A 17,442-nucleotide genomic window follows, 5' to 3' on the forward strand; every position below is an offset into this window, starting at 1 on the left:
AAAGTAGCACACGCCGGGGAGAGGTGACACGCCATGCGTCATTACATTTTAGGAGGAATCCTAAGTTATTTTCTTCTATTCGAAAGCGCCCATGCGGCAGAATCACAACCGCAGCCCGCTGATACCTATACGCTGGAAGCGATCTCCGTTACCGCCACTAAGCGTGAACAGGCGCTCCGGGAGATTGCAGGCAGCGTCTCCACGGCTTCGGATATCGATCTGGAAAATCAGGGGGCTGAAACCTTGCAGGACGCTACAAAAATGTTTCCCAACGTCCATATGAAAAGCACTAGCTCCGGTAATGAAATTGTCATTCGCGGCATGTCCACCTGGGATACGGCGCTACATTCTCCAGCGGGGCTTTATGTGGATGGGGTGCCGTATCCTTTGTCCTACATGCAGAACATCTACCTGCATGACATGGAAGGCATTGAGGTGTTGCGCGGTCCGCAGGGAACTCTTTATGGCAGAAACAGTGAATCGGGGGTGATCAACCTTGTGCGGCGCACACCGGACAACAAGTTACGGGGATCACTTTTTACGGAATTTGGGAATCATAACACCTTTCGTCTGGGGGCTTCTGCGGCTGGGCCATTGCTTGAGGACAAGGTGTACTTTTCAGGAAGCTATCTTCGCCATCAAACGGATGGCTTTGTCCGCAACGAATATAAACAGAAAGATCAAGCGGCACGACACAAGGCTGATTCGGGACGAGTGGTTTTACGACTCACCCCTACGGATGCGTTGGATGTGCGCATGTCATTGGATGCCACACACAGTGACGATGGCATAGGCAGTATGCGCTTGTCCACCGGGCCATACCGTAGCGGACGGTATAAAATTCGCTCCGACGCCCCAGACGAGGCTTCGTCTGATCTTGTGATTCCTGCGTTCACCATCACACATACTGGCGAGCATGTTAGAACAACATCAATAACCAGCTATTTAGATTACAAATACAAGATGTTGTCTGATCTTGACAGAACGCCGTTACCTCTGGGCGTGTCCGACATGAGCATTAATCAGCGCAATATCTCAGAAGAGCTGCGTTTTTCTTCCGTAGGTAAGCAGAGGCTTTCTTGGGTAGCCGGGCTCTTTTTGGGCAAAACCTCCATGAATACGGATATGAACCGAATTCGCCGACGGGCCGCTGCAACCACATATCTGCATACGGACTACACGGAAACAACGGGGGCACTTTTCGGGCAGGCCACCTATGCCATTACGGATGCCTTTCGGCTGACGGCAGGTCTACGGGCTGAATATACGGGCTTAGACGGTGAACAAACATATAAAACCGGTGCAGGGCAGCGGCGTGCGTATGAAAAAGGTTTTCGCTACACGGAGTTCCTTCCCATGGCTTCCGCCTCTCTCGACGTTACAGACAACCTGACCACGTATGCATCATGGTCCCAAGGCTATCTGCCAGGAGGCTTTAATGTTTTTTCAGCCAGTTCAAAAGATACATTTTATTATAAACCGGAATACAGCACCAACTACGAACTTGGGCTGAAAACACACTGGCTGGATAACAAATTACAAGCCAATGTTTCCGCTTTTTATTCTGACATCAGAGACAAACAGGTTCGGGAAGAAGTTCCATCTGCAGGCATCGGTACATGGAAATTCACCAATTCTGCAAAGGCTCATACCTCCGGCGTCGAACTAGAGGTCAGGGCATACCCACTTGAGGGCTGGGAGTTGCATGGTGGCGTTGGATATGCCCGTTCTGAAATTGACGAGTGGACGGTGTCCACTCCCAGTGGTGGAAGAAAAAACTATAGCGGCAATCGTCTGCCTTGGGCACCAGACCTCACGTATCACCTAGGCGTTGGTTATACACATCCATCCGGCTTTTTTGCGCAAGCGGAATATCTCGGATCTGGAAAACAGTATTTCGACGCTGAAAATACACTTAGCGATCCTGGATACAATACAGTCAATCTTCAATTCGGATACCGTGGCGAAAATCTTACCGTGGCTATTTGGGGGAAGAATGTCTTTGATACACACTATATAACAAAAAAACTTGTGGCTAATGGCAACAAAATTGTGGAAGACGGCAATCCGTTCAGTTTCGGTACAACTGTTTCATGGAGTTTTTAGTATGCACGATGAAAAAAAAATTGCATCCGGACATTCTGCGTCACCGGATGTTTCAATCCTCACAGACTGGATGCTCGGCTCAGTGCGCACAGCGTTGCTTGATCTGGCCCTTGAGCTGGAATTACCCGATATTCTGCACAAGACGGGTACGCTGGAAGGTATAGCGGCACACCTCGGTAATCCGCATGCTGGAAATCTCGCCCATGTCCTTGATGCTATGGCAGCTCTCGGCCTTACCTCAAAAAAGAATGGGGTCTACGCCAATTCTGCACTTGCCGAAATGTATCTTCGCAAAGAAACCAATACCTACCTAGGTCACCTGATGCGTAGGCTCCAGGCCATGCAGCACCGGAATCTCAGCAAGATGAAGGAACTGCTCTATTCTGGGCCGCAGCCGGTAAAAGAAGATGATCGTATTGACGGAAAAGATCTGTGGAAAAAATCTAGTCGTGACATGATTGCTTACCAACAGGGCGAGGTATCTCGCAGACTGGCGGACATGGCGGTGTCGCTGCCGGAATTTCGGCATTTCCGCCATATTCTCGATCTTGGATGCGGACCAGGTATTATTGGTTTATCTATTATGGGCCGTAATGCGGCATTACGGGGAGCATTCTGCGATTTGCCTCCTGTACTGGAGTTGACCCGAAAGGAGGTCGAGGCTGCGGGCATGGAAGAGCGTGCGGAGTTCTATCCCGGTGATTACAATCTGATCGACTTTGGATGCGGCTATGATTGCATATGGGCCGGTCAGAGCCTGTATTTTGTGAAAGACCTCCCTGCATTCATGAAAAAGCTGCTGGACGCCCTGAACCCCGGTGGAGTCTTTGTCAGTCTGCACGAGGGACTGAACCGAGAGCGCACCGCTCCGGAGAAGGTGGTTATTTCCCGCCTCTCTCTGGCGTTGGAAGGCCAAGATGTTTCGTTTGAGGAGGGGCGCATAGCTAGGCTGGCACTTGAGGCTGGTTTCGCCTCTCTGGAACGGCGAACTATCAACATGCTTTTTGGTGAAAATGAAGTAGCAATCCTGCGTAAGTCCGGGACATTGACGGAAGGCACGGTATGAACATCCGTCCGTGCGCGTTCGCTCTTCTTCTTGCTTGGGTGGTCTGCGGGGGCTGGACTATCTCTGTCGCGGCGCAACCTCCGCTACGCCTTGCTGGTCCGCCCGTGCGCGAGGCCATTCCGCTAGTGTTAATGCGCACTCTACCTCCTCACGTACCAGGAAGGGAAGGGGCCGTGTTCACGCCCTGGAATTCACCGGAGCAGCTTCGCGCTCTCATCGCCAAAGGTAAGGTGGACGTGGCACTCATGACGGTGGCGTCCGCCGCCGCGTTGTACAACAAGGGAGTGCACTGCACTGTAGTGGCCGTATTTTCCGGTCCAGCCTGGATTGTTTCCACGAATCAGGAATTTTCTAGCGTGGACATGCTGAATGGGGAGGAGATTCTGTTGCCTTTCGGGCCAGGGGAAATGCCGGAAGTTGTGCTACGCATACTCATGAAAAAACACGGGCTGAGCTTCATGCCCCGCCATGTGGGTAGCGCTCTAGAGGCCGTGGGTATGCTGCGTAGTGGTCGTGCAAAGCATGCCTTCTTGGTGGAACCGGCGGCAGGAAAGGCCATGTCTGCCCTTGGAATTCAGATTGATACCTCAGGAATTCCCGTTTTGGGATGTCTGGATATCCGTGCACTGTGGGCCGAAACGTTTCCTCAGTCACCATGTATGCCGCTGGGGGCGCTTACCGTCTTTGGTTCACTGGCGGACAGTCAAGAGGCTCTAACTGCCATCCGTACGAGTTATGTAGAGGGAGTGAGCCATGCTAGGGAGCACCCCCGCATGGCACTTGAAACTACGGGCGATGTTTTTCCTGTTTTAGGCAGGAGTCTTGAAGGAATGAATGTAGAGCGGGTTTGCGACATACGCATTATGGACAGCGACCACGCAGCGATGATGGCGACTTTTTTCCTCACCCGGTTACTTGAAGTTTCTCCGGCCTCTGTTGGAGGGCGTATGCCTGGAGAAGACTTCCTGAGGTTGTCCGATGCGCGCCACTGATATGTTCTGGGGGCTTTTGGGCTGCGGTGTTCTTATAGGAGCATGGGAGGTTGCGGCGCGGGGCTGTCAGGGATTTGTTATGCCATCGCCAGCGGCGACGCTTATCGCCCTGTGCGACATCCTTTCGCAGTCAGACTTCTGGCGCGATGACTTCCGCATCAGTTTTGAGCGTTTTGTGTGCGGTATCGCTTTAGGTGGAGGTGCGGGGATCTGCTTAGGGCTGGCAGCTGGGTTTTACAAACAGCTGCGTTTGGCGCTTACCCCCGCCCGCTGGATGCTTTCCAGCGTGCCTGGCGTAGTTGTGGTCATGCTCGGCATGCTTTGGTTCGGTATTGACTCTGAAATGGTGATTTTCGTTGTGGCCCTAACGGTAGTGCCAACGGTGTACGTAGGTGTTGTGGAAGGTATCCGATCCGTGGATTCCGGGCTGCAAGAAATGATCGCCGTTTACCGCATTACCCGCTTACAACGCTTCTGGCATGTGTATCTTCCAGCTATCACAGCACCCTTACTCTCAAGTTCCATTATCGCCCTCGGGGGAGGGATGCGTGTAACCATTCTGGCGGAAACTATAGGTGCCACCTGTGGGCTAGGCCATGCTTTAGCTATCGCCAGAACCAATCTGGATACTGCGGCGCTTTACGCTTTGGCGCTGGTCAGCATGCTTCTGGTGGGTGTTCTTGAGGCGGCTCTGCTGTTGTTGACCAGACACAACACATCTCAGAGGAAGGCAAGATGACTTCTCTGGTGCTTTTTTCTCAGGTGGGTTTTGCCTACGCAAGACATGATGTTTTGCGTGACCTTTCCCTACAGCTGGATCCTGGAGAAGTAATAGTTTTGCAAGGTTGCAGCGGAGTAGGCAAGTCAACTTTATTGCGTCTGGCGGCGGGCATTTTGCGTCCCACAAGTGGATATGTCCACATCGGAGCGCAACGCATTGGTGTTGTCTTTCAGGAACCCCGTCTGCTGCCGTGGAGAACCGCACTCCAGAACGTCATGCTACCTTTACTCAGCTTGGGGATGGATCCCGCCCAAGCCGGACAAAAGGCGACGAATATGCTGGAACATATGGGGTTAGCCCATTTTCTGGAGGCGGTGCCCGAGGAACTCTCCGGCGGCATGAAACAGCGCGTTTCACTGGCGCGAGCGCTAGCTGTGGATCCGGAACTATTGCTTCTCGATGAACCGTTTGTCGGTTTTGATCCCGCTCTACGCGCCGAAATGAAACGATATTTGGCTGATTTCCTTTTCCGATCTAGAGCTGGAATGATGCAGATTGCACATGATCCTGAAGATATATTCATAAAAACGGCACGCATTATGACGTTGGATCAACATGGTGTCGAATGCCGTCAAAAAGGACACAAATATGAAAAACATGGAACCGTTCTGGATGACGCTTCAGAGTTTTAGAGATGACACATTTATCGTGCAGATGCTGATCATCGTTGCGTACTTGGGCATATTGTTTCTGATTGCCAAGCGAGAGGGAGCCAGAACTGATGCTATCGTCAAGGTCATATTAAGTAGTATATTTATTTTTAACGGTATCGCCTGCTTTTTGATGTACTTCAGTGAACTACCCATGGCGAAGTTTTTTGCTGGCCCTCTGTATCTAGCTATTGGTTATCTATTTCTTATAGATATTATGGCTAGAAGAATTCATTTTACCTTCAATGTTTCTCCATTGAGACGATTCTTAGCATTCATCTTTGTCATTCTTGCTTTTTTATTTCCAGTATTCGGTATGCTCAGTGGGCATGGCATGATTGCACTACCTGGAGTGCCGTGCCCATTAGCAATCTTTACACTGGCTCTTCTCAGTGCGGCAATGCCACGTGTGGATAATATCATTGTTTTTATGTTGCTTGCCTGGGTTCTGGTCAATATTCCTAAGATTTTTGGACATGTTGGATGCTACGAAGAAATAATCCTCATTCTGGCTGGTGCGTACGTGCTTGGCCTGAACAGAATCATGCCAGAGAAAAACATCGGAGACGAACATGCTTCGACATGAGCTCTTATCAAAACCGAAGTTCGAAGTTACCCCACGCTCCATGGTGAAACGGCCTGTAGAATGTGTGGACGCCGGAAGCGCCTATTGCCCGTGCCAACTCGCGGAACTTGGACAATGTATAGAGTGCTCACTACTACGCGGTGAAGGCGAATGCCGTTGCCATTGGGCCGGATCGTGCATTTTGTCTCACAGCCAATGGGGTAGAGGTAAGGTCCGGCAAAGCTGCAAGTTTCCAATCCTTCAGCAATGGGAGCGCCATGAAGGTGCAATAATAGTTGCCGTACGAGTTACGCCGTCCCTAGCGGCTGAGCTGCGTGCGCCAGGAAGCTTTGTTTTCGCTCGTGGTAACGAAAATCCGCATTTTGATACCCCTATTGCCGTTGTTAGAGCATACCCAGAAACACAAACTATCATACTTGCATATAGGGTAATCGGGCCGAAGACTAGAAGTCTGCGTGGATCCGGAACTGAATTGTGGATACGTGGCCCGTACTGGAATGGAATAACGGGTCGTAGGCGTATTACAGCGACGAGGGGCGAATCCTGCCTTCTTGTGTCCGGTGGCATCGCAGCTTCTGTCCTTCCCAATGTCGCTGATTCACTGCTACGTGGCGGAAATCAAGTCACTGTGGTGCTTGGAAAACCAGAATGCGCATTTATAAGGGAATTTTTGCCGGAATCTGAGATGCGCATTCTCGAAATGACCTTTCCTGACGAAAAAGAAGCTCTCCATACACTGATGAAGGAAATATCTTGCCAGATGGTGTTCTGTGCTGGAGGTGAGCTTTTGACCAAAATGACGGCGGATATTTCGGCTCGTGCTGGTGTGACTGCATTATTTTTTGGAGCTGTTAGCCGAACCATGTGCTGCGGCGAAGGCATATGTGGAGCATGCCTTGATGTAATTGGTTGTGAACCCATCAGAGTGTGCAAAACACTGCGCTAAGGTGTGATACTCGGTAAGGACGGGCAGAACATGAAAAGTACGGTGATTATTATCGGAGGCGGGTGGGCAGGTTCTGCGGCGGCGCTTGCTGCAAAGCAAGCTGGAGCCGACAGGGTCGTCATTCTGGAGCGTACGGACATGCTTCTTGGCTGCGGTTTGGCAGGTGGAATCATGCGAAATAATGGTCGGCAGACGGCGGCGGAAGAATTGACAGCCATGGGTGCGGGAGGACTTTTCAGCATCACCGACAGTGTCGCGACGCATAAAAATGTTAATTTCCCGGGGCATGCGCATGCTTGGCTCTATTCTACTACTAAAATCGAACCGGCGGTGCGGAATTTTCTGGAAACGTGTGGCATTGAGATACGATTCCGCTCGCGTGTTGTTGAATTTCTGACGAGCGGCTCAACCATTTGCGGCGTGGCGTTGCATGATCTGGCAGAGTCAAGGCTCGAAGGTGACGTATTTGTAGACGCTACAGGCTCGGCGGGTTCGTTGAGCAATTGCACACGATACGGAAACGGTTGCGCTATGTGCGTTCTGCGTTGTCCAATGTTTGGACCTAGGATTAGCCTGACGGCCTGCGCTGGGTTGACTGATTACGTGGGTATGAGACGCGACGGCGAAGTAGGCTCTCTTTCCGGTTCTTTTGAACTCCGTAAGAACTCTCTGTCTGCGGACATCCAAAAGGCATTGAATACGCGAGGGCTTGTCATTGCTCCGTTGCCCAACACCTTGATCAACCGGGAGAAGCTGCGGAGCAAATCCTGCCAGCAATACGCTCTGCAAGAATATGCAGCTAACGTGATCCTCTTGGATACCGGAGACACGGCTAAAATTATGACGCCGTTTTTGTCACTGGAAGATATGCGACACATTGCCGGATTTGAAAACGCCATGATCGCCACGGGGAGCGGATATGCAAATTCGGTACGCTTTTTGTCTAGGGTCAGGACTCGTTAATTAAGGTAGAAGAGAACAGTGACAGCAAGACAAATGGCTGAGAAAAAAGTATGGGCACAGCGGTCATATCGGGTTGCGATACGTCGCCAGTCCTTCAACTTGCTGAATGTATTTTCAATAAGATGGCGACCTTTATACAGCGTCTTGTCGAAAGGAAGTTCTTCATTTCTGGTTTTCCGCGGTGGTATGCAGACGGTTATCCCTTTGGCTTTTAGAGATTCCCGCAACCAACTCGCGTCATAGCCTCCATCTGCCAGAAATATGCTGTTATCGGGAAGCAAGTGCTGGAGAATGGCCGCCCCCTTGTAGTCGCTGACCTGTCCTTCCGTCAGCAAAAGCAGGACAGGACGCCCGTGCCCATCACAAACGGCATGAAGTTTGGAATTCAGGCCACCTTTTGTTCGTCCTATGAGGCGCGAAGAATCCCCTTTTTGAGCAGGCTTGCCGCTGTGCGGTGAGCCTTGAGGTGAGTGGAGTCGATCATCAGTGAGCCATCAAAAGACGTTTTGTTGGCCAACTCAGTGAAAATTTTATTGAAAACACCGAGTCTGCTCCACCTGATGAATCGATTGTACAGCGTTTTGTGCGGGCCGTACTCATCAGGTGCATCCTTCCACTGAAGCCCGTGCTTGATGACGTATATGATGCCGCTGACGACGCGTCTGTCATCGACACGCGGAGCACCGTGAGAACGGGGAAAGAACGGTTTGATACGCTCCAACTGGCTTTCGGAAAGATAAAACAGGGTACGCATGCGCCACCTCCATGCCCTCTGCATACCCTGTTTTTGTTCCTTTGAAAATAACGAGTCCTGACCCTAGAGCCCCTCGGAATAACTCTCTAAAAGTGGACGGCTTTCATAATCTTTTCTGCGCCGGTGAAAAATCTGGATTTTTTGTGGGGCACACCGAAGCTATAGCGACAGGCTCTCTTGCCGGACATAACGCAGTGCGGACGTTGCGGGGAAAACACGCAATCACGCTACCGCAAATTCTTGCTTGTGGGGACATTATTCATGCCGAACAGGAAGGCCTTTCTTCTGAGTTGGGCCTCGTAAAACGCTATACATTTTCTGGAGGAGAGTATTTCGACAGAATGAAAGTAAAAGGTCTTTACACAACACAGATGAGTGAGATTGCTAATCGCGTTCGTGAGGCGGACTGTTACGGAATATTTGTAAACAGACCTTAATAGAATAGGAGTTTTGAGCATGACGAGTCAACACACAACACGCTGCTTTTTCGGCTGCAATGCAGGCAGTGGTTTTCACACCTTTTTTAACTTTTTACCCAGGCTTGAAGGAGCACGTATTATTATTGTCAAAGGTGGACCAGGGACGGGAAAATCTACGTTCATCAGTGCCATTGGAGAGACTTTTGCTCAACAGGGTTATGATCTGGAGTATCAGCATTGCTCCCTTGACCCTCAGTCGTATGACGCCGTTGTCGTTCCGGCATTGAAAGCCGTAGTCACTGCTGCCACCGGTCACCATGTCTTTGATCCCAGAAATCCCGGTGCAGTGGATGAAATTCTCAACCTTGGCGACCATTGGGACACCGAAAGAATCCGTCAGCACTCCAAAGAAATTATAGAAATCAACCAGGAAGCGGAGAGGCTTTTCCGTAAAGCTTTCCGGGTCTTGAACGCAGCCAGACAGTTCCTTGCCAATGTGGAAGATATTCATATTGCCCACCAAGATCCTAGAGAGCTGTCCGCTGTAGCAGAGCATCTCATTGCAGACGCTCTTCTTCGCTCCAACTCGGAAATGTACGGAGCGGAACGCCATGCCTACATTTCTTCCAATACACCGGAAGGAGCCATTCACAACATCGCCAGCCTGCTGCGCCCAGAAACTACGGCTTTGGCTGTGAAGGGAGAAGCGGGCATGGGCCGGACAAAAATTCTGGCGGACGTGGCCGAAAAAGCGAAACTCCGTGGTTTTGATGTGGAGTATTACCACAGACCCATTGACCCTCATCTGCTGGATCACGTGCACATTCCCGCACTGAACCTTCTGGTGACAACGCAACCTGACGAGTTGCCGACGCAGGTTATCAAAGAATCCTTTACGCTTCAGGGAAAGAATACCAAACGTCCAACCGGGCTTCAGGACGAAATTTCGGAAAATATGGCCCGATATGAACAGACTCTTTCCCTTGCAATGCAAACCCTGGCGCAGATCAAAGCAGAACATGGCGTTCTTGAAAAATATTACATTGACAGCATGGATTTTGACGGGGTCAGCAAGCGCCTTGCCGCAACCATAGACTCCATTGCACGGCAGGCGAGCGTATCTGGACAGGCAAACTAACTTGGTTGTGAGCTACATCCGGCATAGGGCTTCGCGCCCTGCCGGATGGCTTTTGACCGTCATAGCTGACTGCGTTCAGCGCGCGGAAGACCCCTTACACGAATTTTAAAATCGTAATTATTGAGCCGTATCATCAGAAAACGCAGCGCAGTATTAGAGATGCTCGCGGGACTTCAAAATACAATTGGGTGAGGAACAGCGGATGGATTCCATGCTTCAGGCCGTGTTGCAGGCCAGTATTGTTTCTAAGTGCGTATTAGTATTGCTTTTGTTTATGTCTGTAGCGAGCTGGGCATATATGGCCGCCAAGTGGTTGACCCTGCGTGCTGCACGACGGCGTACCAGACAGGGACTCTGCGCCTTTGACGATGCAGGTGCATTGGCTTTTGCCTTGCCTTTGGTGGAGAGCGATAAACGCTCCCCCCTGTATGGCATCACTTGCCGAGCTGTACGAGAATTCAATCGCATCACCCGCACTGGCGATGCTGAGCGCCTGCTCAACGACAACGTCCGCCGCGCCCTACACTTCGGTATTGCCGAAGAAATGGCACACCTCAAATCTTCGTTGGCGCTTTTAGCTACTGCGGCCAACACTGCTCCCTTCATCGGCCTTTTCGGTACGGTGTGGGGCATCATGCACTCCTTCCATGCAATTGCCTCCCTGAAAAGCGTTTCCTTGGCAACAGTCGCTCCCGGCATTGCCGAAGCGCTCATTGCTACGGCGGTGGGGTTGTTCGTCGCCATCCCTGCGGTGTGTGGTTACAACATCTTCCGTGCGCGCCTTACAAACATTGAAGGCGTGTGTATCAACTACGCGGGACAGCTTTTGAACCGCATGCAGCATGAGGTTAACGCTTATCAAGACGGCATCTCATTTGCGGGGGAAAGGTAGCCATGTCTTCCTCTGATGACGATTTTGTGGCCGATATCAACGTGACTCCTTTTGTGGATGTGATGCTGGTACTGTTAATCATTTTTATGGTTACGGCTCCCATGATGACTGAAGGTCTAGATGTGGATCTGCCGCAAGTACAAGCTGCGGAGGTACTGCCCACGGAAGATGATCACATGATTTTGAGTATCAAAAGCGACGGAGCGCTGTTCCTGGATGAATATCCCACGACCATGGCCGACTTGGATTCTCTGCTGAGGCGTACCGTACTTGCTCTGAACAAACAGCTTTTCCTGCGTGCTGACAAGGCAGTTCCGTACGGTGTGGTGATGGAAGTCATGGGCTGCATCCGGGCAGTCGGCATAACTAACTTGGGCATGGTGGCGGAATCTGGGGGTGGGCTGGCATCCGAAGATGCCGAGAAGGTGCAGTCCGACATAAAACCTGCAACGGGCATGACTTCGCAATGACCTCTATGAGCTTTTTCCAACGTGCCGCGACCGTAGTATTTTCCCTACTTCTACATGGCTTCATAGCCATAGCCGGATTCTTTTTCGCAAGCACCGAAATCTTGCCGGAAGAGAAAGCCTATCGCGTTTCACTCGCTGAGTTTGCTCCGGCTCAGACCTCTATTGCTCCGGGACAGGAAAAAAAGACAACTTCAGCATCTGCGGAACCTCAACCTAAAATGCCGATTAGGCCAGTGGAGCCGGAAGTCGCCCCGACTCCGCCCAAACCGGCACCGGTAGTTCCTGCGAAACCAGTGACTCCCTCGCGCCCCAAGCCTAAGCCCCAAAATCGTACCATAAAGCAGACGCAGGACACAGAGAACCGAACAGAACAAGCTTCCGCCCAGAAGTCACAAACAGCCACGATGTCACAAAATTCGACAGAAACTGGCGGCGGTACGGCGCAGGGAGCAGCGCGTACCATGGGTGACCTGAGCGTATACGCTGAAGACGTCGTGGATCAACGTCCGTCCATTTCTCGCAGAGTGATGCCCGAATACCCGAACAAGGCCCGACGGATGAACATGCAGGGACAGGTGGTGGTTCAACTTGTCGTGGATGTTTCCGGCAAGCCACAACAATGTACCATTTACTCTTCTAGCCCCACAGGCGTCTTTGATGAAGCGGCACTGGCTGCGGCCCGGCGAACACGATTCCTTCCAGGAAAGGTCAGAGGTCAACCGGTTAATACAATTGTTCTGATTCCTTATAAATTTTCTCTACGATGAAAATTTAATGAATATAGCCTGATAAGGCATCTTATCTATCGCCCAAGCTGCTGCGCACGGCAAGGCATCTCATAAGCATCCCGCATCGTAAATGCGTTTGGTGCCTCTGTGCGGCAGCCATGGGAGAAACGGACGGGCTGTTTCTCGCTTGTGCCCTTAATGACCGCTTGTAGTAATACTGGCGGTTTTTTTGTGAGTATCAGCATTGTTGCGGTATGCAGAAACTCCAAAAGGAGTTTTTCATGGACAAAAGCAATCTTGAATTTGAAGATCTGGAAAAAATTTGCCGTGAAGTCATTAGTAGAGTTCTACACACATGCGAATTGGAACTTCTCAATAATAATGATGAAGTAAAAGCTCTACCATTCGCTGCAATGGCTGTGAAAGAATCTATCTTGACATTTTTGGCCCTAATTAATTCTAAAAAAACGTAAATAGCTCCTAACAGTGCCTACGGAGGTAGGCACATCAAATTGCACTGCTCTCAACCTAGGCCACAAAATATTTTTATACCATACTATCATATCGATATAGACAATGAAAACTGCATTATCTCGTCATCTCTCCATATTTTTCTGCTGTTTTTGAATGTGCTCTTCATCCAACTTTTTTTCTCGACGCATAATTTTATTCCCCTTTATCCACAGACTGTTCCCCCATTTTTTTTGAGCATAGCGGAGGGCGACATGCCGGATGGAGGCATTTTTGTTTGAAAAGAAGAGTTCCTTTCCGCTGTCCAGAATCCTCCCTCCACCAGGTAGGAAAAAAACAATTATTCCCTTGTGATCTACTGTTGCCGAGAAACCACGTATGTGTGTTATTTCCTCGGCGGCAAGCTGTTCCATACGTAACAGAGCCAAAAGCTGTTTCTTTCCTTTGCCGCTCATGATTTTATTATCCAAGGCAGCTAATTCCTTGGCTGCGTATTTAGCCTGCATTTCCGCACGACTCATTGTTGGTTGCTCTTTACCGTGCAGTGCCCATTCCTTAATCGCGGAGTCTTGCGGAACGCGATCCGGCTCCGCTATCTTCAGCTTGGAACGTAAAATGGCTAAAGCGATTTCATTGCCCTGACCAGCCTTATATTGTAGGAAACCATTCCATGAAGTGAAAGGAACCTTTTCACGTATGTCCTCACAAGTAGATTGAAACGGCAGCTTGGCTCTGGCGATTTCTTCTGCCTCATGCTTGCGGGCCAGTTGCAGCAGACCAAGGCGGTTCTTTTTTGCTATGTTCAGCCGTTCCAATTCCCTGCGTTTGGCCGCCCACTTTTCCCTGATTGCCGCAAGTGCTGCGTTTTCCCTTTCTTTGATGGTAGCCAGTCCGGTTTTCCGGTCTTTAATGCCCTGCTGATATTCCGCGTACAAAGCGCCTCGTTCTGGAGCGCGATGCAAGGGGGTCGCCTGATACCGGCTTTGCTCTGGTATTTTTTCCAAGTCCCGCGCTGGAAGGTACCTCCCGAACTTTCCCTCCAGCTTTTTCAGTGAGAAGGCTCTGTCTACTGCGCTGACTTTTACGGTATGCTGCTGATTATGGCGATCAGCCAAAATCAGACCGTTCCCGTGTGGTTTTATCACCAAACCATGCCGGGCAAGCCCCTCATGGAGCGTTTGCCAATCCGTTGCTGTCGCCAAAACATACAAGATGGTGTCTCTCTGGTCCTTAGCATACGATTCAAAGGATTGTTGGCCTGTGTGGGCTTCAATGAGGGCAGCTTTTGCGCCCACTGACCGCTGTTTCTCTTTGTTTCGGCCATTATCAACCACAAGACCGTATTCCTGCTCCAGCTCCCGGCATAAAGTGTCCCGCTTCCAGTAATCGCGGAAAGGCTCATGTCGGGTATGTTTTTCCGGGTGGATCATGTTGTAGGCTATGTGCATATGGAGATTGGCGGTGTTTTTATGGACGCCACAATGCCGCTGATGCTCGGTATAACCCAACGCGGCGGTAAAGCGTTCTTCAATGGCCATGAACACCTCCGGCGTCAATTTTGCCTCGTCCTCCAGGCGAAAGCTGATCACAAGATGGTAGGTTTTGTTTTTCGTGGTGCGGACGTTTATGACCTGAACGTCCATGGCCTCGGCAATGCCGTTCTGGTAATCATCATCCCCAAGGCATCCGGCGCACCAGCGCATGAGACTTTTTTCGCCTTCATGCCCGGCATCGGCAATGTACTCGGCAAGACGGGCGTAGTTGTCATTTTGGGGGCTGATGTCCACTTTTTTGCTGATCATCGTATGCCCGCTATGGCCTGCTGAACTTCCCGCTGCCGGACGTCCAGTTCATGTAAAAGACGGTGAACTGTCAGCCTGTCCGCGCCATTCGCCAATGCCTGTTTCACCAGCCCGCCAAGTCTGCCAAGGTCGCCTTTGAGCCGTCGTAATTCAATCCTTGCCTCCTGATGTTCCAGACTTGGGACGGAAAATCCAAGGCACACCCTTTTGCTGAACGTGGAAAGGGACAGCCCTGCCTTGCTGGCCGATGCTCTGATCTGTGCGTGTTCCTCTGGGGTCAGATAGGTTCTGAGAATCAATTTTTTGCTCGGCACAAGGAGCCTCCTGAATTTTGGAGGCTCTTAGGCCTGCATAGTGACGATAAACGAGCCAAGCGTAGCGCCTGCCACGCTCTGGGTCTGGGGAATGGTATTTGCCCACAGCTTTCCAGTTCAGGCCGTAGCGGGCGATCTCTTCCGCAAGTATCCATGTACCCCAACTCTCATTGATGGCCGGGTCGAGCAGTGATAACGGGTCTATGCCGTATCGCTCCATCCACCATGAGTTTATCTGCATTTTACCAACGTCAAAAGACAAGCCAGCCGCAATCGCCTTTTGTATGAGCTGTTTCGCTTTCTCCCGCGTGGCAGGGTAGTAGGATCTTCCGGCTATATTGACCGTAAAAGGGTTTAGGCCGGATTCCTGAAGGGCGATAGCTTCTACCAGTTGGGCGGGCGGCTCTGGCGTGGCGTAAAGTTCCGCTGCGACTGCTGGTGTATACAGACAAAGCAGAACGGCTAGCGTGAATGCCATCTTCATGGGGTCTGCCTCTTGTTTTGGCGTTGAGCGGAACCGCGAATAAGCAGCCCCGCAGGGCAGGACAGGAATGGAGCCGCCGGAAGGTGGGTACACTTCCTCTGTCCTGTCCTCTGAAATGCCAATACAGTAGCACAGACAAAAACATTTAAGAATACAAATACATAAGTTATGCTTACTTATTCTTCGCTATGGCTGTGGATTACTGTCTATGCTTGGGGATGCAGAATTATTGCTGCGCTCCATCTGCGTATGGAAAAATATACCTCCGTATTGTTTTGGGCGGCTGCTTGTAAAAAGCGCCCTCTGTTGACGGGGTTTTGCTGCTGGCTTACAGAAATATGAACAATCTCAAGAATCCTTGAAGGTTTGATAAAGCTGCCTTTTAGACACAGGCATGGTTCGCCAATTTGGCAATAGCCTATTGCCAAATTGCATAACACGGTAAAATGACAAACTAACTCTGCTGCCGCATGGGTATGACGATCTCCTGAAAGACCTGAAAGCGCTTGTTCACAAGTCGCGTATGAACGGGGCTTTGGCGTGAGGGTTGCGCGACATCGCGCACCTTGGAATGGAGAGAACAAACACGAGGGCTTTTGTAAATGCTAACGGCATGATCCAATCATCGCGGAAATTGCTATGCATGGACAACAGAAAGAACAGAGGCTCCGTTTTTTTGTAAAGACTGCTTGAAAGAGGTTGTCTTGAAAAAAGGGCGAGTTCGCGCCCACCATTTTGCCCATAAATCGCCCGTGACATGCCAGTATGGCATTGGGAAACGGATGCTCATCATAAGGCGAAAAAAGGAATTTTTGAGGCTCTAAAAAACTAATCCAAACTGCTCCTACTGTGAACTCGAACAAAAGGTAAACAACGTAGTTCCTGATATTTATGCAATCATAAAAGAAGTGCCGGTAGCTATTGAGATTCAGCGAAGCAATATGACCGTCCAAGACGTGTATGATAGGACGGTGGCCCGTCACAAGAACGGCTTGAGCGTGATTTGGGTTATCCCCTCAATCAATCAGTTGAAAATTTTCAAAGAAGACAATCAAGATGTGTGCAGAGTTCCAAAGTGGCTTGAGTGTATTCATGCCATGGGATTTGGACGCATATATGTTTGGTCAGGCAATAGGGAATATGTTATTCCTTTACATTTTAGCAAATTTACCCGCTATGTTCATGAAACATATTTTTATAATTCTGATGGTGAATATATGATAAATGGGAGATATGACAAAGCATTGAAGGATAAAAAATAGTAAACAATGCTCCAAGAAAAATTATTGATATTGGAACTGATTTTTACTCTGCTAAAAGAGATTGTTTCTATACCAAAAAATATTCATTGCCGTCATGCCTTATATGGCGCGATTCCATGAAGAGTTGGTGGGAAGTTAAAAAGAAAACTGCTTCTCATGTTACCCAAGTGAACTACGACAATCATGTACCAGATAATATAGTTGATAATGCTCAACGGGATAGTGATGAAAAGTGGTTTGGTGGTGACAAGCCCTAAGTATCTTCTGGCAAATTTGAGGCATTTGGCGTTTCGGTGTCGAGTAGGTATGGGCATGATAGCGAGGTCGCCGAGATGCTCGGGTTTGTTGAGGATCTGGTCCGTGAGAGTTTGGCAGGCGTATTAGAAGAAGTGTTTTATGATTCAAAGGCTTGCCTTTGCACTTTTGAGTTTGCTCCAGGATTTGACCTAAAAGGGCACATAGCTGAAATTGTGCTTTCGTGTGCCAAAAGCCATATTTCTCAATTTATCTGGGATGGCCGCTATGAACAATCAGATGCTTTTGATGATATGGGGAATGAGGATTAAAACGACAACGTGTATATACTTCCTCTAACAGCAAATATTTCTGCATTCATTA

21 protein-coding genes are annotated in these 17,442 nt (G+C 50.0%); 17 read left to right on the plus strand and 4 right to left on the minus strand.

Going from position 1 to position 17,442, the window contains the following annotated elements:
- The first annotated feature begins 33 nt into the window (after window positions 1–33).
- From ACZ495_RS01120 to ACZ495_RS01155, 8 genes are all read left to right on the plus strand, one after another.
- Window positions 34–2,106 carry a TonB-dependent receptor gene (locus ACZ495_RS01120; protein ID WP_464262499.1) on the plus strand — a complete coding sequence of 691 codons (2,073 nt, stop codon included), beginning with the start codon at window positions 34–36 and terminating at the stop codon, window positions 2,104–2,106.
- A gap of 1 nt (window position 2,107) precedes the next feature.
- On the plus strand, window positions 2,108–3,172 hold the full coding sequence (locus ACZ495_RS01125; RefSeq protein ID WP_336311067.1) for a class I SAM-dependent methyltransferase: 1,065 nt from the start codon (window positions 2,108–2,110) through the stop codon (window positions 3,170–3,172).
- A gap of 173 nt (window positions 3,173–3,345) precedes the next feature.
- The gene (locus ACZ495_RS01130; RefSeq protein ID WP_464262500.1) at window positions 3,346–4,164 is read left to right on the plus strand and encodes an ABC transporter substrate-binding protein; all 819 of its coding nucleotides are present in this window, start codon (window positions 3,346–3,348) and stop codon (window positions 4,162–4,164) included.
- Complete coding sequence (locus tag ACZ495_RS01135) at window positions 4,151–4,903, plus strand: ABC transporter permease (protein WP_291330935.1); 753 nt, start codon at window positions 4,151–4,153, stop codon at window positions 4,901–4,903. The genes ACZ495_RS01130 and ACZ495_RS01135 overlap by 14 nt, the downstream gene beginning before the upstream one ends.
- Window positions 4,900–5,577, plus strand: coding sequence for an ABC transporter ATP-binding protein (locus ACZ495_RS01140; protein WP_462513229.1), 678 nt, complete (start codon window positions 4,900–4,902; stop codon window positions 5,575–5,577). The genes ACZ495_RS01135 and ACZ495_RS01140 overlap by 4 nt, the downstream gene beginning before the upstream one ends.
- Window positions 5,534–6,181, plus strand: coding sequence for a DUF6064 family protein (locus tag ACZ495_RS01145; RefSeq protein WP_291330933.1), 648 nt, complete (start codon window positions 5,534–5,536; stop codon window positions 6,179–6,181). Before ACZ495_RS01140 ends, ACZ495_RS01145 begins: the two co-directional genes overlap by 44 nt.
- Before the next feature lie 685 nt (window positions 6,182–6,866).
- Complete coding sequence (locus ACZ495_RS01150; protein ID WP_302785522.1) at window positions 6,867–7,127, plus strand: hypothetical protein; 261 nt, start codon at window positions 6,867–6,869, stop codon at window positions 7,125–7,127.
- A gap of 30 nt (window positions 7,128–7,157) precedes the next feature.
- The gene (locus ACZ495_RS01155) at window positions 7,158–8,090 is read left to right on the plus strand and encodes an FAD-dependent oxidoreductase (RefSeq protein ID WP_464262501.1); all 933 of its coding nucleotides are present in this window, start codon (window positions 7,158–7,160) and stop codon (window positions 8,088–8,090) included.
- On the opposite strand, the gene ACZ495_RS01160 is transcribed toward ACZ495_RS01155, so the two are convergent.
- Window positions 8,087–8,844, minus strand: a protein-coding gene (locus tag ACZ495_RS01160) for an IS5 family transposase (RefSeq protein ID WP_154511312.1) whose coding sequence is annotated in 2 segments (ribosomal slippage) — window positions 8,087–8,511 and window positions 8,511–8,844 — 759 coding nt in all. Because the reading frame shifts where the segments join, the coding sequence is not laid out codon by codon here. The two genes, ACZ495_RS01155 and ACZ495_RS01160, sit on opposite strands and share 4 nt — an antisense overlap.
- Before the next feature lie 11 nt (window positions 8,845–8,855).
- Between ACZ495_RS01160 and ACZ495_RS01165 the strand changes: the two genes are divergently transcribed.
- The 6 genes from ACZ495_RS01165 to ACZ495_RS01190 all read left to right on the plus strand — a co-directional run bounded on the left by ACZ495_RS01165 (window position 8,856) and on the right by ACZ495_RS01190 (window position 12,964).
- Window positions 8,856–9,281: an FAD-dependent oxidoreductase gene (locus ACZ495_RS01165; protein ID WP_464262502.1), complete on the plus strand. Its 426-nt coding sequence runs from the start codon at window positions 8,856–8,858 to the stop codon at window positions 9,279–9,281.
- Between the two features lie 19 nt (window positions 9,282–9,300).
- On the plus strand, window positions 9,301–10,401 hold the full coding sequence (locus ACZ495_RS01170) for a hypothetical protein (protein ID WP_336311068.1): 1,101 nt from the start codon (window positions 9,301–9,303) through the stop codon (window positions 10,399–10,401).
- Between the two features lie 202 nt (window positions 10,402–10,603).
- Window positions 10,604–11,293, plus strand: coding sequence for a MotA/TolQ/ExbB proton channel family protein (locus tag ACZ495_RS01175; protein ID WP_336311069.1), 690 nt, complete (start codon window positions 10,604–10,606; stop codon window positions 11,291–11,293).
- A 2-nt stretch (window positions 11,294–11,295) separates the two neighbouring features.
- Window positions 11,296–11,763, plus strand: a complete 468-nt coding sequence (locus ACZ495_RS01180) for an ExbD/TolR family protein (protein WP_336311070.1) — start codon at window positions 11,296–11,298, stop codon at window positions 11,761–11,763.
- A complete protein-coding gene (locus tag ACZ495_RS01185; RefSeq protein ID WP_336311071.1) occupies window positions 11,760–12,530 on the plus strand; it encodes a TonB family protein in 771 nt (256 codons plus the stop codon). Before ACZ495_RS01180 ends, ACZ495_RS01185 begins: the two co-directional genes overlap by 4 nt.
- A 242-nt stretch (window positions 12,531–12,772) precedes the next feature.
- The gene (locus ACZ495_RS01190) at window positions 12,773–12,964 is read left to right on the plus strand and encodes a hypothetical protein (protein ID WP_462513230.1); all 192 of its coding nucleotides are present in this window, start codon (window positions 12,773–12,775) and stop codon (window positions 12,962–12,964) included.
- A 123-nt stretch (window positions 12,965–13,087) separates the two neighbouring features.
- Here the strand turns inward: ACZ495_RS01190 and traI are convergent, their stop codons facing one another.
- Genes traI through ACZ495_RS01205 form a run of 3 tightly spaced genes read right to left on the minus strand, consistent with a single transcriptional unit; the run spans window position 13,088 to window position 15,562 of the window.
- A complete protein-coding gene (gene traI, locus ACZ495_RS01195; protein ID WP_336311072.1) occupies window positions 13,088–14,764 on the minus strand; it encodes a TraI/MobA(P) family conjugative relaxase in 1,677 nt (558 codons plus the stop codon).
- Window positions 14,761–15,021 carry a plasmid mobilization protein gene (locus ACZ495_RS01200; protein WP_435375447.1) on the minus strand — a complete coding sequence of 87 codons (261 nt, stop codon included), beginning with the start codon at window positions 15,019–15,021 and terminating at the stop codon, window positions 14,761–14,763. Before ACZ495_RS01200 ends, traI begins: the two co-directional genes overlap by 4 nt.
- Complete coding sequence (locus tag ACZ495_RS01205; RefSeq protein ID WP_336311073.1) at window positions 14,915–15,562, minus strand: lytic transglycosylase domain-containing protein; 648 nt, start codon at window positions 15,560–15,562, stop codon at window positions 14,915–14,917. The genes ACZ495_RS01200 and ACZ495_RS01205 overlap by 107 nt, the downstream gene beginning before the upstream one ends.
- A gap of 704 nt (window positions 15,563–16,266) precedes the next feature.
- Between ACZ495_RS01205 and ACZ495_RS01210 the strand changes: the two genes are divergently transcribed.
- The 3 genes from ACZ495_RS01210 to ACZ495_RS01220 all read left to right on the plus strand — a co-directional run bounded on the left by ACZ495_RS01210 (window position 16,267) and on the right by ACZ495_RS01220 (window position 17,390).
- On the plus strand, window positions 16,267–16,386 hold the full coding sequence (locus tag ACZ495_RS01210; RefSeq protein WP_464262503.1) for a hypothetical protein: 120 nt from the start codon (window positions 16,267–16,269) through the stop codon (window positions 16,384–16,386).
- 84 nt (window positions 16,387–16,470) lie between these two features.
- On the plus strand, window positions 16,471–16,824 hold the full coding sequence (locus ACZ495_RS01215) for a competence protein CoiA family protein (RefSeq protein ID WP_464262504.1): 354 nt from the start codon (window positions 16,471–16,473) through the stop codon (window positions 16,822–16,824).
- 332 nt (window positions 16,825–17,156) lie between these two features.
- Window positions 17,157–17,390, plus strand: a complete 234-nt coding sequence (locus tag ACZ495_RS01220; protein WP_336311075.1) for a hypothetical protein — start codon at window positions 17,157–17,159, stop codon at window positions 17,388–17,390.
- Window positions 17,391–17,442: the final 52 nt, after the last annotated feature.

This window comes from Desulfovibrio sp. GTC20076, from assembly GCF_055385905.1.